Origin of the sequence: Nonomuraea sp. K271, from assembly GCF_009908215.1 — a bacterium.
Taxonomy (GTDB): Bacteria; Actinomycetota; Actinomycetes; order Streptosporangiales; family Streptosporangiaceae; genus Nonomuraea; species Nonomuraea longispora.
Window position 1 is genome coordinate 26960 of the sequence record NZ_JAAAHR010000041.1, and the last position, 23409, is coordinate 50368.

Genomic DNA, 23409 nt, shown 5'->3' on the forward strand with positions numbered 1-23409 from the left:
TCGCCGCGCCGAGCCTCTGCCCTCACGGTCACCACGCGGGTCCAGGCGGCGGCGGAAGGGTCGGGCCGCCCGATGAAGGTGACCGCTTACGGACGGCTGAACGCGGACGCCAGCTCGCCGAGCAGAGCCACGACTCCCTCGGGGCCGTCCACCACGATGTCGGCCCGCTCGGCCAGCGCCGTCACCTCGGCGGAGCCGCTGCACACGGTCACGCCGGGCAGGTTGGACGCCTCGACGGCGTCGTACGCGGCCAGGTCGCCGAGGTCGTCGCCGGCGAACAGGACGGACCTCGCGGCCCGCTCGGCCAGGAAGAGGCTGAGTGCCTGGCCCTTGTCCATGCCCGGCGGGCGCAGTTCGAGGACGTAGCGGCCGGGCTCGACCACCAGGCTGTGCTTCTCGGCCAGCTTGGCCAGCGGCTCGCGGAGCTTGGCGAGGGCGCCGTCGGGGTCGGGGCTGCGCCGGGTGTGCACGGCCACGGCGCGGCCCTTGTCCTCGACGGTCACGCCTTCGACGCCGAGCGAGTCGAGCAGCAACGGCAGCTCGGCCTCGGTGCGCGGCACGCCGGCGGGGGGCGGGGGCGCGGAGACGCGGCCGTGCTCCCAGCGTTCGAACCCGTAGTGTCCGAGCACGACCAGCCCCGGCACGTCGCTCAGCCCCGGCCCCAGTTCCAGCACGGTGGCCGGTGGCCTGCCGGTCACGATGACCACCGCGAGCACGTGGGCGCCCAGGTCGGCGAGAACTTCGGCCGCCTTCGGGTGGATCACGGCCTCGGCGGGATCGGGCACGATCGGCGACAGCGTGCCGTCGAAGTCGAGCCCGATCACGGCGCCCGCCGGATCGCTCAGGATCGCTTCCATTCCAGGGATGTTCCTCACGCGGCTGCCGTACCCAGCCGGTCAGGGGCGCATGCCAAGCCGTCTGGCGGCGCGGTCACGCTGACGGGTGGAGCGTAACCTGCGCAGCCTCTTGACCAGCATGGGGTCCTGCTCGAGCGCCTCGGGTCTGTCGATCAGCTCGCCGAGCAGCTGGTAGTAGCGGGTGGCGGAGAACCCGAAGGTCTCCTTGATGGCCTGCTCCTTCGCGCCCGCGTGGCGCCACCACTGGCGTTCGAAGGCGAGGAGCTCGTGATCGCGTTGTGAGAGTGGTTGCCGGCCGGACGGCTCCTGGGCAGCATTGTCACCGCTGAGCGGTGCTCCCATGGTGTCCTCCTCGAAAGGGGCGTGTGACGGTCACGTCGCACGCACACGGCCCGTGGCCATCGTAATGTGCGGCGCGCTGCTGTTCATGGCGGTTCGACAGACGTACAGTCACCAGATGTGACCTCAGTAATCACGCTGCTCACGGACTATGGGCTCGAGGACGGCTACGTGGCGGCCTGCCATGGCGTGATCGCCGGGATCGCGCCCGAGGCCAGGGTGATCGACGTGTGCCATCTGATCCCGGCGGGCGACGTACGGCGCGGCGCGGCCGTGCTCGCCCAGACCATCCCCTACCTGCCCGCGGGCGTGCACATCGCCGCGGTCGATCCGGGGGCGGGCGCGTCCAGGCGCGCGGTGGCCGTGGAGGCGGGCGGCCGGGTGTTCATCGGGCCCGACAACGGGCTGCTGTCGTGGGCCGTGCACGCCGGCGGCGGCGCCCAGTCGGCTCACGAGATCAGCAACGAGCAGCACTTCCTGCGGCCGGTCTCGCCCACGTTCCCGGGGCGCGACGTGTTCGCGCCGGTCGCCGCCAAGGTCTCCGGCGGGCTGAGCACGGCCGAGCTGGGGCCGGAGATCCCGGTCGGCAGGCTGGTCTCGCTGCCGGAGCCGACCTCCCAGCTGCGTGAGGGCTCGGTCGAGGGCGAGGTCGTCTCGGTCGACCGCTACGGCAACACGCAGTTGTCGATCGCGGCGCGCGACCTGCAGGCGCTGGGCGTGCGGGTGGGCGACACGCTGGGAGTGCGGCTGGGGCGGCGGCAGCTCTCGCTGCCCTACCGGGAGACGTTCTCGGCGGTGCCGCCGGGTGAGCTGGTGGCGTTCGCGGACTCGGCGGGGCTGGTGGCGATCGCGGTCAACTGCGGTGACGCGGCGCAGCGGCTGGGGCTCCCGCCCGGTGCCCATGTCCGGCTTTCTCCTCTTTCTTAGGGCGAAAGCCACAGATCGGAATTACTCCGCGTATCGGTCTGTTTACTGAAGGGTCGGGCTGACTCGGCGGTCGCGTGTCAGAATGCGGGTCAAACGTCCCCTCCCCCTCCCCTTCGAGGTCGACGTGTACCAGCTTCCTGTTGTCCTGCTGTCGATGTTGTCCACGCTCCTGCCCGCCCCCGAGCCTCGCCTGCCCGAGCCCAGGGTCTTCCCCTTCGCCGTGCCGGGCGTCAGCCCGTCGGGCGCGCGGGTCACGTACATGCTGGCCGGGGTCGCGCCCGAGGCGACGTGCCCGGCCGCGTTCCAGCCCTCGGCCGTGGGGCCCGGCTGCCGCACCGCCTTACGCGCGACGTACGCCGACAGCACGGGCACCTACGTCGCCACCGTGGGCATCGCCGTGCTCGACGGCCCGCAGCTCACCCCCTCCAGTACCGGACGGCCGGCGACCGTGCGGCCCGTGGCCTTCCCCGGGGGCCCGGCCGAGCGGTTCGGCGACCGCCAGTACGTCACCGGGGTGGTCCTGCGGCCCGGCGGGCGCTACGTGGTGGCGGCGGCCGCGGGCTACGCCGACGGGCGGGCGTACCAGCCGGGTGAGGCGGTCGAGCCGCGGCTGCGCGCCGCCGCGAGCCAGCTCGTCACGGCGCTGCACCGGGCACTGACCGGATGAGCAGGCTCCTCGTGCCTGCCCTGGTGACTGCGCTGGCGGTGGGCACAGTGCTGGGGGCCGCCGCTCCGAGCGCCTCCGACGACGTCAGCCGCGTCGCGCGGGCCGGGCAGTGGCAGCTCGGCGCGTTGCGGCTGCCCCAGGCCTGGCGTACGAGCAAGGGCGCCGGCGTCGTCGTGGCCGTGCTCGACACGGGCGTCAACGCCCGCCACCCCGACCTGGCGGGCGCCGTGATCCAGGGGCCCGACCTGACCGGCGTGGACGCGAGCCCGCACCGGTGGGGACGCCACGGCACCGCCATGGCCAGCCTGATCGCCGGCCGCGGGCACGGCGACGAGCAGGAGGGCGGCGTCCTCGGGGTGGCGCCGAGGGCCAAGGTGCTGTCCGTCAGGGTCACGCTCGACAACGGCGACCCGCAGCGCGTGAAGCTGCGTTCCGGCGGGCGCAACGCGCTGGCCAGGGGCATCCGCTACGCGGCCGACCACGGCGCCGGAGTGATCAGCATGTCGCTCGGCGGCGGCAGTGGCGCCTGGGAGGGCTCGGCCCCGGAGGAGGAGGCCGTCCAGTACGCGATCTCCAGGGGCGCCGTGCTCGTGGCCTCGTCGGGCAACGACGGCGCCTCCGCCAACAGGAAGAACTTCCCCGCCGCCTACCCAGGCGTGATCGCCGTCGGCGCCGTGAACCGGCGGCTCACGGTGGCCGGGTTCTCCAACCGGCAGGACTACGTCTCGGTGGTCGCGCCGGGCACGGAGATCGTGACGGCCGACGAACGCGGCTCGTACGTGATCGGCGACGGCACCAGCTCGGCGGCGGCCCTGGTGGCGGGCGTCGCGGCCCTGGTCAGGTCGGCGTACCCGAGCCTGTCCCCTTACCACGTGCGACAGGCCATCGAGCTCGGCACGAGGAAGCGGCCGGCCGACGGCCACAGCCCCGCCTACGGGCACGGGGTGGTCGACGCGGCGCGGACTCTGCGGGCGGCCGCCCGGCTGGACGTGCCTCCGTCCGGGGCGGCGGCGCCGGAGCGGTACTCCTGCCAGGCGTCGCCGTCCTCCAGGGGGCCGGTGGTGGCGGGCATGGTGGTGCTGGTGGCGGCGATGTCGGCACGGGTGCTGGTGACGCAGCGGCGGCGGCGACGGAGGGGTGTAACCTAGCAAGCGCTTGTGTGATACTCCGGCTATGACGTTTGCCATCGACGGCTGGTTCGCCATCGACCACGACGGCGTCCGCCTCATCGGCACCCGGTGCGCCGGCTGCGGCACCGTCTGCTTCCCGCCGCGGCACGGCCTCTGCCCCGACCCTCGCTGCGGCGGCACCGAGCTGCGCGCATGCAGGCTGCCGGGACGTGGACGCGTCTGGTCGTACACGAACGCCTGCTACCCGCCGCCCGCGCCGTACGTGGCGGCGGAACCGTACGAGCCGGTGACCCTGGCCGCGGTCGAGCTGGAGGAGGCCGGGATCGTCGTGCTCGGCCAGGTCACGGGCCTGACGGTGGAGGACCTGGAGGTGGGCATGGAACTGGAGCTCACCTCGGGCCCCCTGGCCGACGGGCCGCAGATGTGGATGTGGCGGCGGGCGTCATGAGCGTCGTTGTGCTGGGCACGGGCATGCACCCCTGGGGCAAGTGGGGCAGGCCCTTCGTCGAGTACGGCGTCGCGGCCGCCCGCGCGGCACTCGACGACGCCGGCGTGGCCTGGACCGACGTGGACTACCTCGTCGGCGCCGACACCATCAGGAACGGCTACCCCGGCTTCGTCGCCGGCGCCACCTACGCCCAGGCGCTCGGCTGGTCGGGCGCCAGGATCGCCTCCTGCTACGCCGCCTGCGCCTCGGGCGCCCAGGCCGTCGACATCGCGCGCACCCGCATCCTGGCGGGCCTGTGCGAGGTCGCCCTGGTCGTGGGCGCTGACTCCACCCCCAAGGGTTTCTTCACGCCGGTGGGCGGAGACCGGCCCGACGACCCCGACTGGCTGCGCTTCCGCCTCCTCGGCGCCACCAACCCCGCCTACTTCGGCCTCTACGCGCGCAGGCGCATGGCCGTGCACGGCTCGACCCAAGCCGACTTCGCCGCCGTCAAGGTCAAGAACGCGCGGGCCGGCTCGCTCAATCCCATGGCCCGCTACCGCAGGCCCGTCACCGTGGACGAGGTGCTGGCCTCCCCCATGGTCGCCGACCCCTTGCGGCTGATGGACATCTGCGCCACCTCCGACGGGGGCGCCGCCGTGGTGCTCGCCTCCGAGGAGTACGCCCGCCGCCGCGGCGCGACCCCCCTCGTACGCCTGGCCGCCGTCTCCGCCGTCACCCCGTCCTTCCCCAGTACCGTCCTCGAACTGCCGAACTTCGCCACCGACTCCTGGGCCGCCGCGCCGCCGCCCGAGAAGCCGTTCAGGGCGGCGATCGCGTACGCGGCCTACGAGGAGGCGGGGGTGGGCCCCGAGGACGTCTCGCTGGCGGAGGTGTACGACCTGTCCACGGCGCTGGAGCTCGACTGGATGGAGGACATCGGCCTGTGCCCGCCGGGGCAGGCCGACAAGCTGCTGCGCGACGGCGTGACGGCACTCGGCGGCCGCGTCCCCGTCAACCCGTCGGGCGGCCTGGCCTCGTTCGGCGAGGCGATCCCCGCCCAGGCCATCGCCCAGCTCTGTGAGCTCGTCACCCAGCTGCGCGGACGCGCGGGCCCCCGGCAGGTGCCGGGCCCCCGGGTCGGCCTGGCCGTCAACCAGGGCCTGTTCGGGCACGGCTCCGCCCTGGTCGCCACCCTCTGAACGGGCAGGTGCCCCCCGAGCCGGGCTCGGAGGGCACGTGCCGTGCGGGCGGTTCAGCCGACGTGGACCACGTCGTGCGTCTCGGCGAAGTGGCAGGCGCTCTCGTGCGCCGTGCCGGGCCGGATCTGCAACAACGGCTCCTCCTCGGCGCAGATCTCCTGCGCCTTCCAGCACCGCGTACGGAACCGGCACCCCGACGGCGGGTTGGCCGGCGAGGGCGGGTCACCCTGGAGGATGATGCGCTCGCGCTGCTCCCGCCCATCGGGGTCGGGCACCGGCACCGCCGACAGCAGCGCCTGCGTGTACGGGTGCGCGGGCCGGTCGTAGATCTCGGTGTCCTTGCCGAGTTCCACGAACTTGCCGAGGTACATCACCCCGACCCGGTCGGAGATGTGGCGCACCACCGACAGGTCGTGGGCGATGAAGATGTACGCCAGGTCGAACTCGTTCTGCAGCCGCTCCAGCAGGTTGATGACCTGCGCCTGGATCGACACGTCGAGCGCCGACACCGGCTCGTCGCAGACGATGATCTCCGGCTGCAGCGCCAGCCCGCGGGCGATGCCGATGCGCTGCCGCTGACCGCCGGAGAACTGGTGCGGGTAGCGGTTGATGTGGTCGGGGTTGAGACCCACGACCTCCAGCAGCTCCTGCACCTTCGTGCGGCGGTCGCCCTTGGGCGCCACCTCGGTGTGGATCTCGTACGGCTCGCCGATGATGTCGCCGACGGTCATCCGGGGGTTCAGCGAGGTGTAGGGGTCCTGCATCACCATCTGGATGTTGCGCCGCATCCGCTTGAGCTCGCTGCCCTTGGCGTGGGCGATGTCGCGGCCGTTGATCTTGACCGAGCCCGACGTGGGCCGCTCCAGCGCCATGAGGACCTTGGCGAGCGTGGACTTGCCGCAGCCCGACTCGCCGACGATGCCCAGCGTCTCGCCCTTGTGCAGGTCGAACGAGACGCCGTCGACGGCCTTGATGGCGCCGATCTGCCTCTTGACCACGATGCCCTGGGTGAGCGGGAAGTGCTTGACCAGGTCGCGCACCTCGAGGATGCGCTCACTGGTGCTCGCCATCGAGGACCTCCCTCCAGTAGTGGCAGGCGCTGTTCCGCGTGCCGCTGACGTCGTGGAGCGGTGGCGCGTCGGTCACGCAGTTGTCCTGCCGGTACGGGCACCGGGGGTGGAAGGCGCAGCCCGTCGGCAGGTCGAGCAGGTTGGGCGGCAGGCCCTTGATCGCGTACAGCTCGTGGCCCTTGAGGTCGACCCGGGGGATCGACTCCAGCAGCCCCTTCGTGTACGGGTGCGCGGGCCCCTTGTAGATGTCGTGCACGGGGGCGTTCTCCACGATGCGCCCCGCGTACATGACGGCGATCTTGTCGGCCACGTCGGCGACCACGCCCAGGTCGTGCGTGATCAGGATGAGACCCATCTGGCTCTCGCGCTGCAGCTCGGCCAGCAGCTCCATGATCTGCGCCTGGACGGTCACGTCGAGCGCCGTGGTCGGCTCGTCCGCGATCAGCACCTCGGGGTCCAGCGCGATCGACATGGCGATCATGATGCGCTGCCGCATGCCCCCGGAGAACTGGTGCGGATAGTCGTGGACGCGCTGCCTGGCGGCCGGGATGCGTACGCGGTCCATCAGCTCGATGGCCTTCTTCAGCCCGTCGGCCTTGGACATGCCGCGGTGCACCCGGAACATCTCGCTGATCTGCCAGCCCACGGTGAACACCGGGTTGAGCGCGGAGAGCGCGTCCTGGAAGATCATCGCGATCCGCTGGCCGCGCACCTGCGTGCGGGCCTCCTCCGACAGCTTGAGCAGGTTGGTGCCCTTGAAGCGGATCTCCCCCTTGGGGATCACCGCGGGCGGCATGTCGAGAATGCCCATGATCGCCTGCGCGGTCACGGACTTGCCGGAACCCGACTCGCCCAGCACCGCGAGCGTCTCGCCGGGGCCGACGGTGTAGCTCACCCCGTTGACCGCGCGTACGACCCCGGCACGGGTCTGGAACTCCACGTGCAGGTTGTCGACCGCGAGCAGTGGGTGGTCGCCCGGCGCCCCTCCTTCGGAGAGCCCAGGCAGCACGTCCGCTGACGTCTTCTTCACGTGATCCCCCCTTCTACCTGAGCTTCGGGTCGAGCGCGTCGCGCACCGCGTCGCCCATCATGATGAACGCGAGCACGGTGACGCACAGGAACGCGGCGGGGAACACCAGCGGCAGCGGTGCCTCCAGGAACCGGTTGCGCGCGTCGGCGATCATCAGACCCCACGAGATGTCCGGGGACAACACGCCGACGCCCAGGAACGACAGCGCGGCCTCGGCGGCGATGAAGCCGCCCAGGTTGATCGTGGCCACGACGATGACCGGCGCGAGCGAGTTGGGCAGCAGGTGGCGGAACATGATCCGTCCCGCTCCGGCGCCCAGCGCCCTGGCGGCCACCACGAAGTCCTGGCTCTTCGCGGTGATCACCGCCGCTCTCATGATGCGGTACGTCATCGGCCAGCCGAGCACCCCGAGTGCGACGATGACCAGCAGGATGCTGTTGGCCTTGCCGCGGAAGGTGGCCGCGATCAGCAGCGCGCCGAGGATCGCGGGGATGGCGAAGAAGATCTCCGTGAACCGCGATGACACCGCGTCGACGGCGCCGCCCCGGTAGCCGGCGACGATGCCGAGCAGGCTGCCGACCAACGTGGTGACGATCGTGGTGAACACGCCGATGATGATCGAGTTGCGGGCGCCGTAGATCGTCCTGGAGTAGAGGTCACAACCCAGGTTGTCCCGGCCGAACAGGTGGCCGGGGCTCGGCCCCTGCCGCGCCGTCGACAGGTCGCAGCTCCTGGCGTTGAACGGGTCGATCGAGGTGAACAACGACGGCCAGAACGACATGACCAGCAGGACGAAGATGATGATCACCGAGATGATGAACATCGGCCGTCGCCTGAGGTCGTACCAGGCGTCGGTCCACAGGCTGGCGGGCTTGCCGTCCTTGGCCTTCTTGCCTCCGCGCTCCGGCGCCTGGGTGGGCTCGGTGACCAAGGTCTGCGTATCCGGGAGCCCGGTCCCGACCGGCGGGGTTGGGTTACTCATAGCGGATCCTCGGGTCGAGCAGGGCGTACAACATGTCGACGACCAGGTTGGCCAGGATGTAGATCAGCACCAGGACGGTGACGATGCCCACGACCACCGGTTGTTCCCGCAAGTAAACCGACTGGAAGAGCTGATTTCCAATCCCTTGCAGGTTGAAGATCGTCTCGGTGATGACCGCGCCGCCCATCAGGTTACCGAGGTCGGCGCCCAGGAAGGTGACCAGCGGGATCAGCGCGTTGCGCAACCCGTGCCTGCCGATGACGCGGCGTCTCGACAGGCCCTTGGCCGTGGCTGTGCGGATGTAGTCGGCCCGCAGGGTCTCGGCGAGGCTGGTCCTGGTGAGCCTGGTCAGATAGGCGATGGACGTGCCCGCCAGCACGAAGCCGGGCAGCAGATAGCTGCGCCAGCCCGCGAACGTGCCGGCGACGGGGAAGATGTCCGCGCCCGTCCACTGTTTGAGTTTCACGCCGAGCAACAGCTGCAGCACGAACCCCGTCACCAGCGTGGGGACGGAGATGAACAGCAGCGTCGAGGCGAGGATCATGGTGTCGGTGGCCTTGCCCCGGCGCAGCGCGGCCCACAGGCCGAGCCCGACGCCGATGACGGCCTCCATCACCAGCGCGGTCAGTGCGAGGTTCAGGGTGACCTGAAACTTGCCCGCCATGATCTGGGACACGGGCACGTCGGCGAAGTTGACGCCGAAGTCGCCCTGGAAGAGCACACCGCTGATGTAGTACCAGTACTGCAGCAGCAGCGGATCGTTCAGGTGATATTGCTCGCGCAGGACCTCGGCGATCGCGGGGTCGGGGCGTTTGTCCCCGAACATCGCCGCGATGGGGTCACCGGGCAGCGCGAAGACGATGCAGAAGATCAGTAGCGTGGCGCCGAACAGGACGGGGATCGCCTGGATCAAGCGCCTGATGACATAACGGCCCATTCAAGCCCTCCGGTACACACCTGGAGGCAGCCCTCGGAGTCCGTGGGTTACCCGGCTCGAGAGGCTGCCTCCAAGTTCAGCCCTCCGACGGGTGGACGGCGCGGCCGTCCACCCCGGCGAACGACGTCAGGCCTTCTCGACGTCTGCCCAGTCAATCTGGTTGAGCAGGTTGAGCTTGACGTTCTTCACCTTAGTGGAGTGCCCGAAGTTGCTCCGGTAGAAGTAGACCGGGATGTACGGCAGTTCCTTGATCAGGATGTCATCGGCCTGCTGGTAGAACTTCAGGCCCTCGGCGGCGTCGGTCGCCTGGTCACCCTTCTTCAGCAGCTCGTCGAACTCCTTGTTGGAGTAGCCGCCGTAGTTGGAGCCGGACGCGATGGCCCCGGTGGCGAAGATCGGGGTCAGGTAGTTCTCGGCCGCCGGGTAGTCGATCGCCCAGCCCATCCGGAACAGGCCCTTGTACTCCTTGCTGTCCAGCGCGTCCAGGATGCCCTGGAACTTCTCGAACGGCTTGGGCGTGACATCGATGCCCAGGTTGGCGCGGAGGTTGTTGGCGACAGCCTCGATCCACTCCTTGTGGCCGCCGTCCGCGTTGTAGCCGATCTCGATGGTCTTCGGGCCACCCGCCTCGTCGTACAGCTTCTTGGCCTCGGCCGGGTTGTACGTGCAGGCGTCGCACGCACCCTGGCGGTAGCCGGGGATGGCCGGGTTGATGAAGTCGTCGGCGGGCGCGCGGGTGCCGGAGAAGACCGTCTCGGCGATGGTCTTCCTGTCGATGGCCAGCGAGATGGCCCGGCGGACCTGCACGTCCTGGAAGTCGGGGTTGTACTTCAGCGGAACGCCGATGTAGCCGATGGAGGCGTCGGGCTCGTCGAAGTAGCGGTCACCGAGCGCGGCCTTGGCGCTGGCGATCGCGGAGGGAGGCAGCGAGTCGTGGACGTCGAGGTTCTCGGCCTGGAGGTCGTTGTACGCGGTCTCGGAGCTGGTGTAGACCTTGAACTGGAGCTTCGTCCAGTTCGAGGGCTTCTTGCCCGGATACTTGTCGTACACCGACGCCTCGATGGTCGCGTCGGTGCCCTTCTTGTAGGGCTTGTCCAGCTTGAACAGGCCCTGACCGATCGGCTGCTCACCGTAGGCCTGGGTCACCTTGCCGTCGGGGCCGATGGCCGACTCGGGCATCGGATAGAAGGCGGTGTAACCCAGCATGGTCTTGAACTGCGAGAACGGCGCCGCGAGCGTGACCTCGAGCGTGAGGTCGTCGACGACCTTGAGACCCTTCATCTCCTTGGCCGTCGGCTTCTTGCCCTCGCCCGGGTGGACGTCCTCGTAACCGTCGATGCGGCCGAAGAAGTAGGACGCGCTCATGGCGTTGTCCTGCAGCGCCGCATAGTTCCACGCGCGCGCGTAGTCGGCTGCCGTCACGGCGGTGCCGTCGTGCCACGTGTAGCCGGACTTCAGCTTGATCGTCCAGACCTTGCTGTCCTCCGTCGTGATCGACTCGGCGGCCTCCTCGACTGGCTGCTTGTTCTCGTCATAGCCGACGAGCGGAGAGAAAAGCGCGGCGAGAACCTCGGAGCCTTCGGTCTCCGTGGTGTTCTGCGGAACCAGGAGCTCCTGAGGCTCACCGACTTCCATGCGGACCGGCGTGGTGTCCCCGCCGCCCGCGGCAGTGCCACCGCTGTCCGAGGCACCGCCGCCACACGCGGCAACCGCGAGGGCGAGCAGCGCGGTACCGGCGACGATCTGTGCGCCCTTAGTAACACGCATGGTGAAAGAAATCCTCCCTCTACAGGTGGGCGTAAGCGCTGAGCTGCGGTGATCGTGAGCAGCCTGACGGGGGGTTCCTGGTTTCCCCCGGGTTTGGCTGACATGGTCAAACCAGCCGACGCCCTGCCAGTCGATCGCGACTATCCCTCACTACTTGCCACCAGGACGTCTCTGGCGCGTTGCAGTTCGGTCACACGTACGCCTATCCACCGTCACAGACATTTATCGCTATCGGTATGCAACGGTACAAAACATCCCAAGCAGGCCCTGCATGGACGTGAACAGTCGATGAAAATTACCCCCTACATGACGGTGCTCGTGCCCTTGCCGCCACGCCCCGCCCGGCTGGGCTACGGTTGAGCAGGTCTTGACGACGCCTTGGAACCCAGCGTCCCGAGACTCCGTCCAACTGACTGTCGCCGACCCGCGCGACAGGCACTCCACCGACCGGGATCCAATAGAGTCCTTGCCATGAGCCAGCCGGAATCCGCTGTCGCGGACGCCCAGGCGGGCGGCCGAAGCGGGCAGGAGCCGCTGGCCAAGCTCGCCAAGCGATATGGGCTTCGCCGTGCCATCGCGCGGCCGAGGTTCCCTGTCTACCTGCGCCAGTTGTGGCAGCGCCGCCACTTCATCCTGACATACGCGACCTCGCGCAACGTCTCGAAATACTCGAGTTCGGCGCTCGGCCAGCTGTGGCAGGTGCTGACTCCCCTGCTCAACGCCGCCATCTACTACGTGATGTTCGGCGTGGTCCTCGGCGGCAGAGACGGCATCGACAACTACCCGGCGTTCCTGCTGACCGGGATGTTCATCTTCACCTACACGCAGCGCACGGTCACCGCCGGCGCCAAGTCGATCTCCGGCAACCTGTCGATGATCCGGGCCCTGCACTTCCCCAGGGCCTCGCTGCCGCTCGCCTACACGATCCAGGAGCTCCAGCAACTCGCCATCTCCATGGGCGTGCTCCTCACCATCGTGTGGGCGACAGGCGAGTGGCCGACCTGGTACTGGCTGATGATCCCGGTCGTGCTCCTGCTCCAGACGATGTTCAACGTCGGGATGGGCCTGGTGGTCGCCCGGCTCGGCGCGCAGATGCGTGACCTCAACCAGTTGCTGCCGTTCATCTCGCGCACCTGGCTCTACGCCTCGGGCGTGTTCTTCTCGATCCAGAACAAGGTCGTCGGGACGGCCGGGCTGCCGCAGTGGGTGGCGGACGTGATGTACCTCAACCCCGCCGCCTCCTACATCGAGTGGATGCGCGAGATCCTCATGGGGACCCACAACCCCGGGTACGGCCACCACCCCCCGGCGACGGTGGTGCTCTCTTGCGTATTCTGGGCGGTGTTCGCACTCGGCTTCGGCTTCTGGTACTTCTGGCGGTCCGAGGAGAGGTACGGGCGTGGCTGAACTGACCAAGGAGCTGTCACAGGTGAAGGGCGAGAAGCCCGCCGTCCCGGGCAAGGATGTCAGGGTGCATCCCAACCCGGAGCCCTCGGGCAAGCGGCCTCTTGACGTCCCCACGGGCACTCCCACCGTCATCGTCGACGACCTCCACATCGTCTACCGCGTCTACGGCGCGGCCTCGGAGGCCGAGAAGGGCAACGCGGTCAACGCCCTGACGCGCCTTCTGAAGCGCCAGGGACGCCCGCAGATGAAAGAGGTCCACGCGGTCAAAGGCGTGACGTTCGTGGCCTACCACGGCGACGCCATCGGCATCGTGGGGCGCAACGGCTCGGGCAAGTCCACGCTGCTGCGGGCGATCGCGGGTCTGCTGCCGCCGCACAAAGGGGCCGTCTACACCGACGGCCAGCCGTCGCTGCTCGGCGTCAACGCGGCTCTCATGCGTGAGCTGACCGGCGAGCGCAACATCGTCCTCGGCTGCTACGCCATGGGCATGACGCCCACCGAGGTGCGCGAGAAATACCAGGAGATCGTCGACTTCTCCGGCATCGACGAGTTCGTCCAGCTGCCCATGTCCACCTACTCCTCCGGCATGGGTGCCCGCCTGCGTTTCGCCATCTCCTCCGCCAAGACGCACGACGTGCTGCTCATCGACGAGGCCCTGGCGACCGGCGACCGCGAGTTCCGCAAGAAGAGCCAGGAGCGCATCCGCCAGATCCGCGAGTCGGCCGGCACCGTCTTCCTCGTCGCCCACGACCACAAGGTCATCGAGGAGACCTGCAACCGCGTCATCTGGCTGCACAAGGGCAAGATCAAGATGGACGGCGACCCCAAAGAGGTCATCGCCGCCTACAACAAGGGCTGATCCCCCGCCGCACCGACGCCGTCGCCGTGCGGCGCCTTTTGTCATGCCCGAAATCGACCGTGTGTGCGAAACTCGCGCGACGCGAGGGGCTAATGACTGACAGCGAGCCTGCCGTTCCGATAGAATTCGAACGCCAATTCGATCTGGGGAACGGCGATGGAGTGGGAGCGCGCGATGGGAGAGCTTTCGGCCGCGATTGACCACCTGGCCACCGAAGACGTGTCCGAGATCCCGCGGCTGCAGCTGGCCGAGCAGCTGTTGGAGCTCCACTGGCAGATGGCCAGGCTCCAGGCACAGATAGCCCGCCGCACCGGCGTCCGTCTCCTCTGACATCGCGACACGCCGTCCGGGCGACCCGATCGTTCCACCACGTCACGCGCCCGCCTGCCGTGCTCGCCGCCCGCCGGCTCTCCCACGTCCGTCACGTGGGCCATGCTCGGGGGGCTCGTGCGGGCCGGCACGTCCGGCCTTGGACGGCCCACTGTGCGCGCGTGTCGGCGGCCCGCCCCGTGTCTGTCAGAGGGTGGGTCAGACCCTGGCGGGAGGTGCTCACCTACATCATCTCTGTCAGAAGGCGTCACCCTGGAGGCCTCCGGCCGTGTGCGGGGGTGGGGGGACGGTGGCGGTGCCGTACATAGTGGGAAAAGCATGCCGCCGACCCCGGAGTGGGGTCGGCGGCGGGCGGGCTCGTGCGGCGCCGCCGCCCTGCAGTGGCGGCGCGGTGCGCGAGCTCGCCACGGGCTCGGGGCGCGTCCGCCCTGGCCCGTCGTGAGACCACCCGCGTGCGCGGCCCGTACGCACGACGCCTCGCCACACCCGGAACCGCCCGGCACCTGCGAGCAATCCACGCCAGCGGGCCGCCCGGCACCTGCGGGCGAACCACCGCCCGGCGGACCCGGAGCGCTCGGCACCTGTGAGCGCCCCTCATGGTCCGGCAGGTCGGTGCGGCGGCGTCCCGGCCACGGTGAGACACCGTTCCGTGGACGGCGCTGTCCCCGCCGGAGGTCGTTTGCTCCGGCCGCGGGACGGCGTACGCGTCACCGGCACGATACGGTTCCCGGCGTCGGCACCTGTGACGCCCGCGAACCCTCATGCCGGCCCTCGGCGAGCCACGCTCGCCGGCGCCTCCGTCGTGGCTAGTCGCGGTCCCAGGACTGCCGCACCGAGCTGGTCAGCGCGCTGGTGGACCACCCCAGAGCGGTCACCACGTCGCGGTAGGACGCGGCGGCCTTGGCGCCGCTGCTCTCGACGGTGCCGGCGACCTCCTCGACGACGGGGGCGACCCCGTCCAGCGTGGCGGCCTGCGTGAGGCCGGGCAGCGCCTCGGCGACGGGAGCCGCCTCGGCGGGCGCGACCTTGCCGAGGACCGTGGACAGCCGTCCGCCGGGAATGCCGGGCAGCGCGTTCTTGGCCGCCTGCGTGAGACCGGTCATGGAGGCCTCGGCCGACAGGGACTCGATGCCCTTGACGGGTGCGCCACCGCTGGTCGGCAGCTTGCCCAGCGTGGTGCCGAAGGACGACTCGGCCAGGCCCGCCATGGCGGCGACGACGCCGTGCACGCCCGCGGACTGGGTGGCGACCTCGCTGCGGCCCTGATTGAAGGTCTTGACCGACGGCGTCGCGGTCTCCGCCATGCGGGCCGCGCCCGACAGCAGGGGCAGCGACGACGTCACGCTGCCGCGGCCGTTGCCGAGCGGAGAGAACCCGCCGACGATCGGCGACAGCTCGGCCAGCGGGTCGCCGTCCTTGACGACGTCCTCGGCCGAGTTGGCCGTGCCCACGGTCCGACGCTGGTTGTCGGCCCTCCTCCTGGCCTCTGCCAGGGCGTCCTTCTCGGCCTCCGTCAGGGCCTCCGGCTGGGCCGGGGCGCCGAACAGCGCGCCCACCAGGCCGGCGGCGACCCCGCCGCCGAGGATCCCGCCGAGCGGGCTGGTCGCGGTGGTGGTGCCTCCGCCCCGGCTGTCCAGGACTTCCGCTTGGACGGGCCCGGCCAAAGCCGCCGCCAAGCCAAATGTTGTGACGGCTACAGCCGCCTTGACTACTCGATTCATGATTGCCTTCCCGGCTCGTGATCGATCGCTCTCGAATGCGGTGGAAATGCGAATCGATAACCCCCGAATGCCGTGGCGTACGCGCTATGGGCACCACATCGGGCGTGCCGTCACGGCTGAGCTACGCCAGCAGTTCTATCACTCGCTGTGATCGGCCGCAGGCTCATGAATGCCCATGTAGAAGGGGTTTGCAGCTCGGTTACCGAGTGAGGGGGGAGCGTTGAGCGGGAAGACAAAACGGGAAATAGGAGGGCCTAGTTTCTGATAGTGCGCGCCCTCGCTCGGGCCTCCCTATCACCACCCTCCGGCCCGTGAACAATGGTTCGCGAATACAAATGTCACGGGCCGGGGTGTAATTTTCCTGTCGCGTTGGACGACTGTCGCGCCGGACGCGCGCGACCCTCAGGCGGGCAGCAGGGCTTCCTCCTGCTCGAACGGAAAACGGTCGGCGAAGGCCGGGCGGAGGTCGCTCAGCCACACCGCGGACGGGTCGTAGCGCGCGAAGAACGGCCGCCCCACGAGTGAGGGGTCGCGCGCCTGGATGAGGTGCAGCACGAAGACCCGCTCCCCGGCGATCTCCGTGACGCCGTCGACGCACACCTTGCCCGGCGTGGCCGACATGGACGGACCGCGGACCGTGCGGCAGAGCCCTGAGACGGACGCGTAGGCGTCCCGGAAGATCTCGTACGCACGGGCCAGCGGCACCGCGAAGTAGTCCTGAGGACCGGTGTCGCGCTCGACGAACATGTAGTACGGAATCAGCCCCATCCTGAGCTGACGCCGCCACATGCGCGCCCACACGGCGGGGTCGTCGTTGATCGACCTGATCAGCGGCGCCTGGGTGCGGATCGTGGCGCCGCTGCCGAGGATGCGCTTGACCGCCGACTCCACCAGCGGCGACTCCAGCTCGCGCGGGTGCGAGAAGTGAGCCATGAACGCGAGGTTCTTGCCGGCGTTCGTGACCTCCTCGAACAGGCCGAGCGTGGCGTCGGCGTCGGGGTCGGTGGCGAAGCGCTGCGGCCAGTAGGCAAGCGCCTTGGTGCCGATGCGGATGGACTCGAGCTGCTCCAGCTCCAGGAGCGGCTCGATATATCGCCTGATGACGGGCTCGCCCATGATCATGGCGTCGCCGCCGGTGATCAGGACGCTGGTGACCTCGGGATGGCTGCGGATGTAGCTCACCATCTGGCCGATGTCGTCAGAGGCGAACTTGAGGTCCGCGTCACCGACGAACTGCGCCCACCTGAAGCAGTAGGTGCAGTAGGCGTGACAGGTCTGCCCCTGCTTGGGGAAGATCAACACAGTCTCGGGATATTTGTGCTGCAGGCCAGGTACGGGCTCGTCGTCGATCTTCGGGACGTTGAGCTCTTTCTGCCCCGCGGGATGCGGGTTGAGCTGTGCGCGGACGCGATTGGCCTCAGCCTGGATCTCGGCATTGGGCGCCTCGGCCTTGAGCAGGTCGGCGAGCCGGGCGACGTCTTCGGCGGGCAGCATGTCCTCCTGCGGGAAGACGAGCCGGTATATCGGGTCGTCGGGCGCGGCCGACCAATCTATGAGTTCCTCGACGACGTAGGCGTTCGTCCGGAACGGCAGCACCGTGGCCACGGCGCGAACCTTGAGCCGCTCCTCGTCGCCGAGCCCCGCACGCTGGAGGAACTCGTCGAGATGCTTGGACGTGTACGCCTTGAAGCGTCGGGTGCCTGCCTGGTTCAAGATCACTAGGCCTGTCCCATCTTTTTTGTTCGATCTGATGTAAACCTCACGACCTTGTCGCGCGTCTACGGTTCTTAATACCCGGACGCTCCCAGTCGCGTCACTGGTTCCACCGGGCTCCAAGTTTCTCTGGAGGTTTGCCGACATTCGCGACATATCGCGAATAGGCCTACACTCATGTCCGTGACCGACTCTCCGGACCTCCGCGCTTCCGACGCCGACCGCGACCGCGTGGCCGCCGTGCTCTCGGAGGCGCTCGCCGCAGGAAGACTCACCAGTGTGGAGCACGCCGACCGGCTCGACCTCGCCTACACGGCGAAGACGGTCGGAGAGCTCGCCCCCATCACCAAGGACCTGCCCGACGTGTCCGCGGGGAACGTGCCGACCGCCATCGAACAGCAGGTCATCGACTCGAAGTTCAGCAAGGTCATACGCAAGGGCCGCTGGGTCGCCTCCAGGAACACCAGGCTGTCCGCGCGGTTCGGCGCCCTGATCATCGACCTGTCCGACGCCGTGCTGCCCGGCCGCGAGATCACGATCGAGACGAACGCCTGGTTCAGCAAGATGATCGTGCGCGTCCCAGAGAACGCCCACGTGATCGACGAGGGCAGCTCCGTGTTCGGCAAACGTAACGTGACCGGCGGCTCCGAGGCCGACGGTCCGCTGATCCGCGTCACGGGTGCGTCGAAGTTCTCCAAGGTCATCGTGTCGCGCGGGGTCTCCGACTGGAATCTGCGCTGACCGCGTCCCGCCCCTGATCTTCCGCGCGCGACCCCTCCGAGGCCGGGCACGACTGGAACCCGCCCATGCGGGAACCAGGAGGGCCTACCCGCCGGTTAACCTGGCACCTGCCGTGCCTGCGATGCGGACGTCCGAGCCCGCGTTCCGGCCAAAGCCATGACGGCGGGCTCGAAGCCGTACGAGGTGATCATTGTCCGACAGCAGGCCCATCGCGCTCGACGCGATGGGCGGCGACCACGCACCCCACGAAATTGTGGCGGGAGCGGTCCACGCCGTACGCGAGCGCGGCCTGCGCATTGTGCTCGTCGGCTCGCCGCGCGTGCTCTACGAAGCGCTCGCCGACCACGACGCGACCCAGGAGATCCCCATCGTCCGCGCCGAGGAGGCCCTGACCATGGACGAGGGCGCGCTGGCCAGCCTGCGCCGCCCCCGCTCCAGCCTCGCGGTCGCCTGCCACCTCGTACGCCGCGGCGACGCCGGCGCGGTGGTCTCCGCCGGCTCCACCGCGGGCATCGTGGCGACCGGCAGGCTGCGCCTCAAGGGCCAGCAGGGTGTGCTCAGGCCGGCCATAGCCGTCGCCCTGCCCACGCTCCCCCACCCCACCCTGCTCCTCGACGCCGGGGCCAACGCCGAGGCAAAGCCGGAGATGCTGGTCCAGTTCGCCCATCTCGGCTCCGCCTACGCCGAGCTGGCCCACGGCGTCGAGCAGCCCAGGGTCGGCCTGCTCACCATCGGCAGCGAGGCCGAGAAGGGAAACAAGCTCGTGAAGCGTGCCCACGAGCTGCTGCAATCCTCGCCCGGCCTGCATTTCACCGGCAACGTCGAGGGCTACGACCTGCTGACAGGCAGGGCCGACGTGATCACCACCGACGGCTTCACCGGCAACGTGGCGCTCAAGACCATGGAGGGCGCGGTCCGCTACGCGTTCACCGAGCTGCAGGGGAGCATCGGCGACAGCAGGCTGGCCAGGCTCGGCGCCGCCATGCAGCGCTCGCGCCTGCGCGAGCTGCGCCGTCGCCTCGACGCGGAGGCGTACGGCGGAGCCGTTCTGCTCGGGCTCAACGGCACCGTCGTCATCGCCCACGGCTCGTCCAAGGCCCAGGGCGTCAGCGCGGCCTGCCGGCTCGCGGCCGACCTTGCTTGGAGCGGCGTCGTGACCGAGGTCGGGGAGCGGGTCGCCGCCACACATCGCTCCCACCGATTGTGGTGACCCTTTAGGGTGTGAGACCGATCCACAGCAACAGGGGGATAGGTGGACGGTCTTGCCTCAACGATGCGGGGCCTGACTCCGGCTCAGGTGGCGCGGGCGCGGACCAACGAAGTCCCGCGCCGCTCGAGCAGGTCGCTGAGCGCGATTCTCAGAGCCAACGTCCTGACCCTCTTCAACCTGGTCATCGGCGTGCTCAGCGTCCTCGTGCTCGTCTTCGGCGAGTGGCAGGACGTCATGTTCGGGCTGATCATCGTGGCCAACGCGCTGATCGGCATCGTCCAGGAGCTGCGCGCCAAGCGCACGCTCGACCGTCTCGCCGTGATCAACGAGGCGCCCGTACGCGTCCGCCGCGCCGGCCGGGAGGAGCGGATCGAGGCCCGCGACATCGTGCTGGGCGACCTCGTCCTGCTCGGCCCCGGCGAGCGCCTGCTGGTCGACGGCGAGGTCGTCGAGTCCGACGGGCTGGAGGTGGACGAGTCCCTGCTGACCGGCGAGGCCGACCCCGTGCGCAAACGCCCGGGTGACGGGGTCCTGTCGGGCAGCTTCGCGGTGGCGGGCTCCGGCTCGTTCGTGGCCACGAAGGTCGGCACCGACGCGTACGCCGTGCGCCTGGCCGAGGAGGCCAGCACGTTCCACCTCGCCCGATCCGAGCTGCGCGACGGCATCGCCGGCTTCATCAAGTACGTCACCTGGCTGCTCGTCCCGGTCGGCGGCCTGCTGCTCTACAGCCAGCTCAGCAACTCCGCCGACATCGGCACCGCCGTCACCGGCGCGGTCGCGGGCATCGTCACCATGATCCCTGAGGGGCTGGTGCTGATGACCTCGATCGCCTTCGCCGTCGGCGTCGTCCGCCTCGGGCGGCGCAAGTGCCTGGTCCAGGAGCTGCCCGCGATCGAGGGGCTGGCCAGGGTCGACGTGCTATGCCTGGACAAGACCGGCACCCTCACCTCCGGCGGGATGGACCTCGGACAGGTGCTGCCGCTGCGCGACGACCAGCCGACCGAGGCGGCGCTGGCCGCCCTGGCCCACCTCGGCCAGCGGCCCAACGCCACCGCCCAGGCCATCCGCGCCCGCTACCCGCAGGTCGAGGACGGGTGGGCCGCCCGCGCCACCGTGCCGTTCTCCTCCGCGCGCAAGTGGAGCGGCGCCGACTTCGGCGAGCGCGGCACCTGGGTGCTGGGGGCTCCCGACGTGCTGCTCGACGCGGGCGAGTGTCACGACCGCGCCGCCGAGCTGGCCGCCGCCGGCACCCGCGTGCTGCTGCTGTGCCGTACGGACGGCCTTCCTGCGGGCGCGATCCCGGCGCGGCCGGAGCCCGTCGCGCTCGTCACCTTCACTCAGCGGATCAGGCCGGACGCGCGCGACACCCTGCGCTACTTCGAGGAGCAGGGCGTGACGGTCAAGATCATATCCGGCGACAACCCCGACGCGGTCTCGGCGATCGCGACCGGCCTCGGCATCCCCGGCGGCGAACACTCGATCGACGCCAGGACGTTGCCGCACGACGACCCCGCCGAGCTCGGCGAGCTGCTCGACACCCACACGGTGTTCGGCCGGGTCACCCCGCGGCAGAAACGTGCGTTCGTCGCCGCGCTCCAGGCCCGCGGCCACACCGTGGCCATGACCGGCGACGGCGTCAACGACGTGCTCGCGCTGAAGGACGCCGACCTCGGCATCGCGATGGGCGCGGGCAGTCCGGCCACCAAGGCGGTCGCCCAGGTGGTGCTGCTCGACGACAGGTTCGCCACGTTGCCGCACCTCGTGGGCGAGGGCCGCCGGGTGCTGGCCAACATCGAACGCGTCTCCCACCTGTTCCTCGTCAAGAGCTTCTACGCGATCGTGTTGTCGGTGCTCGTCGGGCTTTCGGGGACGATGTTCCCGTTCGCGCCGCGCCACTCGACCCTGACGAACGCCCTGACCATCGGCATCCCCGTCCTCTTCCTCGCGCTCACGCCCACGCTCGAACGCCCGCGACCGGGGTTCGTGCCCAGGGTGCTGCGCTTCGCCGTACCCGCCGGGGTGGTGTGCGCGGCGGCGGTGATACTGGCGTTCTGGTCCGCGCACGACAGCACCTCCACGCTCGTCGAGACCCAGACGTCCGCGGTGCTCGCCCTCTTCCTCACCACGTGGTGGGTGCTCGTGCTGATCGCCAGGCCGCTCAACTGGTGGCGTACGGTCCTCGTCGGCTCCATGGCCGTGCTGTTCGCCGTCAGCCTGACGCTGCCCTTCGTCAGGGAGTTCTTCGCGCTCCGGCCGGGCGACGTGGCCAGGGATCTGACGGCCGTCGGCATCGCCGTCGTGGCGGCCGCGGCGATCAGTATCGCGGTCAGGCTCGCCGGTACCCTTAGAACATGACCGACCCGCAGATTGTGCTCACCGAGCGCGTCCAGCAGGCGCTGGCGCACGCGTTCGGCCCCGAGCACGCCGACGCAGACCCGCTGATCCGGCCCTCCCAGTTCGCCGACTTCCAGGCGAACGTCGCGATGAGCCTGGCCAAGCGGCTGCGACGGGCGCCGCGGGAGGTCGCGGAGGCGATCGAGGGCGCGCTGTCCGACTTCCCCGGCACGGTCGAGGTCAGCGGCCCCGGCTTCCTCAACATCACGCTCGACGACTCGTGGATCGAGTCCGAGGCCCGGCGGATGCTCGCCGACCCCCGGCTCGGCGTCGGCTCGACCGCCCCCTCGCAGACCGTGGTGATCGACTACTCCGCGCCCAACGCGGCCAAGGAGATGCACGTCGGCCACCTGCGCACGACGATCGTCGGCGACTCGCTGGCCCGCCTGCACGAGCATCTCGGCAACACCGTGATCAGGCAGAACCACCTGGGCGACTGGGGCACCCCGTTCGGCATGCTCATCGAGCACCTGCTCGACATCGGCGAGGGGGCCGCCGTCGAGCAGCTCGAAGCCGGCATGGGCACGGAGTTCTACCAGGCGGCGCGGGTCAAGTTCGAAAACGACGAGGGCTTCAAGCAGCGGGCCCGGGTGCGGGTGACCACGCTGCAGTCCGGCGACCCCGACACGATGCGGCTCTGGCACGTGTTCATGGACGCCACCGTCCGCTACTTCAACAAGATCTACGAGCTGCTCGGCGTCACGCTGACCGACGCCGACATCGCCGGTGAGAGCATGTACAACCCCATGCTCCAGAAGACGTGCGACGACCTGGAGGCCTCGGGGACGGCGGTCGTCAGCGACGGCGCGCTCTGCGTGTTCCCGCCCGGCTTCACCGGCTCCGACGACAAGCCCCTGCCGCTCATCGTCAGGAAGAGCGACGGGGGCTACGGCTACGCCTCCACCGACATGGCGGCCATCCGCTACCGCGTCCACGACCTCAAGGCCGACCGCATCCTCTACGTCGTGGGCTCCGACCAGGCGCTGCACTTCCGCATGGTGTTCGCGGCGGCGCGGGTGGCGGGCTGGCTGCCCGACACGGTCTCGGCCGAGCACGTCCAGATCGGCATGATGCTCGGCAAGGACGGCCGCCGGTTCAAGACCCGTTCCGGCGAGTCCATCAAACTGGTGGACCTGCTGCAGGAGGCCGTCGACCGGGCCACGGCGGCGATCTCCGACCGGGGCTACGACGAGGCCACCAAGAGCGAGATCGCGCGGGCCGTCGGCATGGGCGCAGTGAAATACGCCGACCTGTCGGTCAGCCACGACAGCGAATACGTCTTCGACTTCGACCGCATGCTCGCCTTCACCGGCAACACCGGCCCCTACATGCAGTACGCCACGGCCCGGATCCGCTCCATCTTCCGCCGGGCCGGCATCGAGACGTCCGACGCGAAGGGCCCGATTCTGCTGGGCGACCCCGCCGAGCGTGCCCTGGCTCTCCACCTGCTCGGCTTCGGCTCGCTCGTCGAGCAGGTGGCCGAGCAGTCCGAGCCCCACCGGCTGTGCGCCTTCCTCTACGAGACGGCCAGCCTCCTGAGCACGTTCTACGAGCAGTGCCCGGTGCTGCGGCCGGACGTCCCGCCGGAGACGCGCGTCTCCCGCCTCGCCCTGTGCGCGCTGACCACGGCCGTGCTGGAAACCGGGCTCGACCTTCTGGGCGTCCCTGTCCCCGAGCGCATGTAACAGGCAGTTGACGC

21 protein-coding genes are annotated in these 23409 nt (G+C 69.7%); 12 read left to right on the forward strand and 9 right to left on the reverse strand.

What is annotated here, in order from left to right; all coding sequences use genetic code 11:
- Positions 1-86: 86 nt before the first annotated feature.
- Together otsB and GUY59_RS16745 are read right to left on the reverse strand one after the other, a co-directional pair.
- The gene (gene otsB, locus GUY59_RS16740) at positions 87-857 is read right to left on the reverse strand and encodes a trehalose-phosphatase (RefSeq protein ID WP_171055366.1); all 771 of its coding nucleotides are present in this window, start codon (positions 855-857) and stop codon (positions 87-89) included.
- A gap of 39 nt (positions 858-896) precedes the next feature.
- Positions 897-1199 carry a DUF3263 domain-containing protein gene (locus tag GUY59_RS16745; protein ID WP_132331069.1) on the reverse strand — a complete coding sequence of 101 codons (303 nt, stop codon included), beginning with the start codon at positions 1197-1199 and terminating at the stop codon, positions 897-899.
- Positions 1200-1316: 117 nt separating this feature from the next.
- Here GUY59_RS16745 and GUY59_RS16750 point away from each other — a divergent pair, with 117 nt between their 5' ends.
- From GUY59_RS16750 to GUY59_RS16770, 5 genes are all read left to right on the forward strand, one after another.
- Positions 1317-2123 (forward strand): SAM hydrolase/SAM-dependent halogenase family protein, encoded by an 807-nt coding sequence (locus GUY59_RS16750; RefSeq protein WP_138200690.1) that lies wholly within the window; start codon positions 1317-1319, stop codon positions 2121-2123.
- An 82-nt stretch (positions 2124-2205) separates the two neighbouring features.
- The gene (locus tag GUY59_RS16755) at positions 2206-2790 is read left to right on the forward strand and encodes a hypothetical protein (RefSeq protein ID WP_138200689.1); all 585 of its coding nucleotides are present in this window, start codon (positions 2206-2208) and stop codon (positions 2788-2790) included.
- Positions 2787-3938, forward strand: coding sequence for a S8 family peptidase (locus GUY59_RS16760; RefSeq protein WP_138200687.1), 1152 nt, complete (start codon positions 2787-2789; stop codon positions 3936-3938). The genes GUY59_RS16755 and GUY59_RS16760 overlap by 4 nt, the downstream gene beginning before the upstream one ends.
- A gap of 25 nt (positions 3939-3963) precedes the next feature.
- Complete coding sequence (locus GUY59_RS16765) at positions 3964-4368, forward strand: Zn-ribbon domain-containing OB-fold protein (RefSeq protein WP_138200686.1); 405 nt, start codon at positions 3964-3966, stop codon at positions 4366-4368.
- Positions 4365-5549, forward strand: coding sequence for a lipid-transfer protein (locus tag GUY59_RS16770; protein WP_138200684.1), 1185 nt, complete (start codon positions 4365-4367; stop codon positions 5547-5549). The genes GUY59_RS16765 and GUY59_RS16770 overlap by 4 nt, the downstream gene beginning before the upstream one ends.
- 53 nt (positions 5550-5602) lie before the next feature.
- Here the strand turns inward: GUY59_RS16770 and GUY59_RS16775 are convergent, their stop codons facing one another.
- The 5 genes from GUY59_RS16775 to GUY59_RS16795 all read right to left on the reverse strand — a co-directional run bounded on the left by GUY59_RS16775 (position 5603) and on the right by GUY59_RS16795 (position 11203).
- Complete coding sequence (locus GUY59_RS16775) at positions 5603-6619, reverse strand: ABC transporter ATP-binding protein (protein ID WP_138200682.1); 1017 nt, start codon at positions 6617-6619, stop codon at positions 5603-5605.
- The gene (locus tag GUY59_RS16780; protein ID WP_138200681.1) at positions 6603-7649 is read right to left on the reverse strand and encodes an ABC transporter ATP-binding protein; all 1047 of its coding nucleotides are present in this window, start codon (positions 7647-7649) and stop codon (positions 6603-6605) included. The genes GUY59_RS16775 and GUY59_RS16780 overlap by 17 nt, the downstream gene beginning before the upstream one ends.
- Positions 7650-7662: 13 nt before the next feature.
- Positions 7663-8631, reverse strand: a complete 969-nt coding sequence (locus GUY59_RS16785) for an ABC transporter permease (RefSeq protein ID WP_132331053.1) — start codon at positions 8629-8631, stop codon at positions 7663-7665.
- Positions 8624-9568 (reverse strand): ABC transporter permease, encoded by a 945-nt coding sequence (locus tag GUY59_RS16790; RefSeq protein WP_132331051.1) that lies wholly within the window; start codon positions 9566-9568, stop codon positions 8624-8626. Before GUY59_RS16790 ends, GUY59_RS16785 begins: the two co-directional genes overlap by 8 nt.
- Before the next feature lie 126 nt (positions 9569-9694).
- Positions 9695-11203 (reverse strand): peptide ABC transporter substrate-binding protein, encoded by a 1509-nt coding sequence (locus tag GUY59_RS16795; protein ID WP_236667215.1) that lies wholly within the window; start codon positions 11201-11203, stop codon positions 9695-9697.
- A 603-nt stretch (positions 11204-11806) separates the two neighbouring features.
- Between GUY59_RS16795 and GUY59_RS16800 the strand changes: the two genes are divergently transcribed.
- The 3 genes from GUY59_RS16800 (at position 11807) to GUY59_RS47500 (ending at position 13931) form a co-directional block, all read left to right on the forward strand.
- On the forward strand, positions 11807-12742 hold the full coding sequence (locus GUY59_RS16800; protein ID WP_132331047.1) for an ABC transporter permease: 936 nt from the start codon (positions 11807-11809) through the stop codon (positions 12740-12742).
- Positions 12735-13601, forward strand: coding sequence for an ABC transporter ATP-binding protein (locus GUY59_RS16805; RefSeq protein ID WP_171055365.1), 867 nt, complete (start codon positions 12735-12737; stop codon positions 13599-13601). The genes GUY59_RS16800 and GUY59_RS16805 overlap by 8 nt, the downstream gene beginning before the upstream one ends.
- 174 nt (positions 13602-13775) lie before the next feature.
- Complete coding sequence (locus GUY59_RS47500) at positions 13776-13931, forward strand: hypothetical protein (protein ID WP_165959494.1); 156 nt, start codon at positions 13776-13778, stop codon at positions 13929-13931.
- A gap of 806 nt (positions 13932-14737) precedes the next feature.
- On the opposite strand, the gene GUY59_RS16810 is transcribed toward GUY59_RS47500, so the two are convergent.
- Together GUY59_RS16810 and GUY59_RS16815 are read right to left on the reverse strand one after the other, a co-directional pair.
- Positions 14738-15607, reverse strand: a complete 870-nt coding sequence (locus tag GUY59_RS16810; protein ID WP_138200678.1) for a hypothetical protein — start codon at positions 15605-15607, stop codon at positions 14738-14740.
- Between the two features lie 447 nt (positions 15608-16054).
- Positions 16055-17371 carry a KamA family radical SAM protein gene (locus GUY59_RS16815; RefSeq protein WP_138200676.1) on the reverse strand — a complete coding sequence of 439 codons (1317 nt, stop codon included), beginning with the start codon at positions 17369-17371 and terminating at the stop codon, positions 16055-16057.
- 171 nt (positions 17372-17542) lie between these two features.
- Here GUY59_RS16815 and GUY59_RS16820 point away from each other — a divergent pair, with 171 nt between their 5' ends.
- From GUY59_RS16820 to argS, 4 genes are all read left to right on the forward strand, one after another.
- A complete protein-coding gene (locus GUY59_RS16820) occupies positions 17543-18106 on the forward strand; it encodes a DUF1707 SHOCT-like domain-containing protein (protein WP_138200674.1) in 564 nt (187 codons plus the stop codon).
- Positions 18107-18296: 190 nt separating this feature from the next.
- Positions 18297-19316: a phosphate acyltransferase PlsX gene (gene plsX, locus GUY59_RS16825; RefSeq protein WP_138200673.1), complete on the forward strand. Its 1020-nt coding sequence runs from the start codon at positions 18297-18299 to the stop codon at positions 19314-19316.
- A 42-nt stretch (positions 19317-19358) separates the two neighbouring features.
- Positions 19359-21671, forward strand: a complete 2313-nt coding sequence (locus GUY59_RS16830; protein ID WP_330849170.1) for an HAD-IC family P-type ATPase — start codon at positions 19359-19361, stop codon at positions 21669-21671.
- Positions 21668-23395 carry an arginine--tRNA ligase gene (gene argS / locus GUY59_RS16835; RefSeq protein ID WP_132331037.1) on the forward strand — a complete coding sequence of 576 codons (1728 nt, stop codon included), beginning with the start codon at positions 21668-21670 and terminating at the stop codon, positions 23393-23395. The genes GUY59_RS16830 and argS overlap by 4 nt, the downstream gene beginning before the upstream one ends.
- Positions 23396-23409: the final 14 nt, after the last annotated feature.

Excerpts from the sequence above, each read along its gene's own strand:
- otsB (WP_171055366.1), bottom strand. The coding sequence starts at position 857 with ATGGAAGCGATCCTGAGCGATCCGGCGGGCGCCGTGATCGGGCTCGAC.
- GUY59_RS16755 (WP_138200689.1), top strand. The coding sequence starts at position 2,206 with ATGCGGGTCAAACGTCCCCTCCCCCTCCCCTTCGAGGTCGACGTGTAC.
- GUY59_RS16795 (WP_236667215.1), bottom strand. The coding sequence starts at position 11,203 with ATGGAAGTCGGTGAGCCTCAGGAGCTCCTGGTTCCGCAGAACACCACG.
- GUY59_RS47500 (WP_165959494.1), top strand. The coding sequence starts at position 13,776 with ATGGGAGAGCTTTCGGCCGCGATTGACCACCTGGCCACCGAAGACGTG.
- GUY59_RS16770 (WP_138200684.1), top strand. The coding sequence starts at position 4,365 with ATGAGCGTCGTTGTGCTGGGCACGGGCATGCACCCCTGGGGCAAGTGG.
- GUY59_RS16760 (WP_138200687.1), top strand. The coding sequence starts at position 2,787 with ATGAGCAGGCTCCTCGTGCCTGCCCTGGTGACTGCGCTGGCGGTGGGC.
- GUY59_RS16745 (WP_132331069.1), bottom strand. The coding sequence starts at position 1,199 with ATGGGAGCACCGCTCAGCGGTGACAATGCTGCCCAGGAGCCGTCCGGC.
- GUY59_RS16785 (WP_132331053.1), bottom strand. The coding sequence starts at position 8,631 with ATGAGTAACCCAACCCCGCCGGTCGGGACCGGGCTCCCGGATACGCAG.
- GUY59_RS16775 (WP_138200682.1), bottom strand. The coding sequence starts at position 6,619 with ATGGCGAGCACCAGTGAGCGCATCCTCGAGGTGCGCGACCTGGTCAAG.
- GUY59_RS16765 (WP_138200686.1), top strand. The coding sequence starts at position 3,964 with ATGACGTTTGCCATCGACGGCTGGTTCGCCATCGACCACGACGGCGTC.
- argS (WP_132331037.1), top strand. The coding sequence starts at position 21,668 with ATGACCGACCCGCAGATTGTGCTCACCGAGCGCGTCCAGCAGGCGCTG.
- GUY59_RS16820 (WP_138200674.1), top strand. The coding sequence starts at position 17,543 with ATGTCCGTGACCGACTCTCCGGACCTCCGCGCTTCCGACGCCGACCGC.
- GUY59_RS16800 (WP_132331047.1), top strand. The coding sequence starts at position 11,807 with ATGAGCCAGCCGGAATCCGCTGTCGCGGACGCCCAGGCGGGCGGCCGA.
- GUY59_RS16790 (WP_132331051.1), bottom strand. The coding sequence starts at position 9,568 with ATGGGCCGTTATGTCATCAGGCGCTTGATCCAGGCGATCCCCGTCCTG.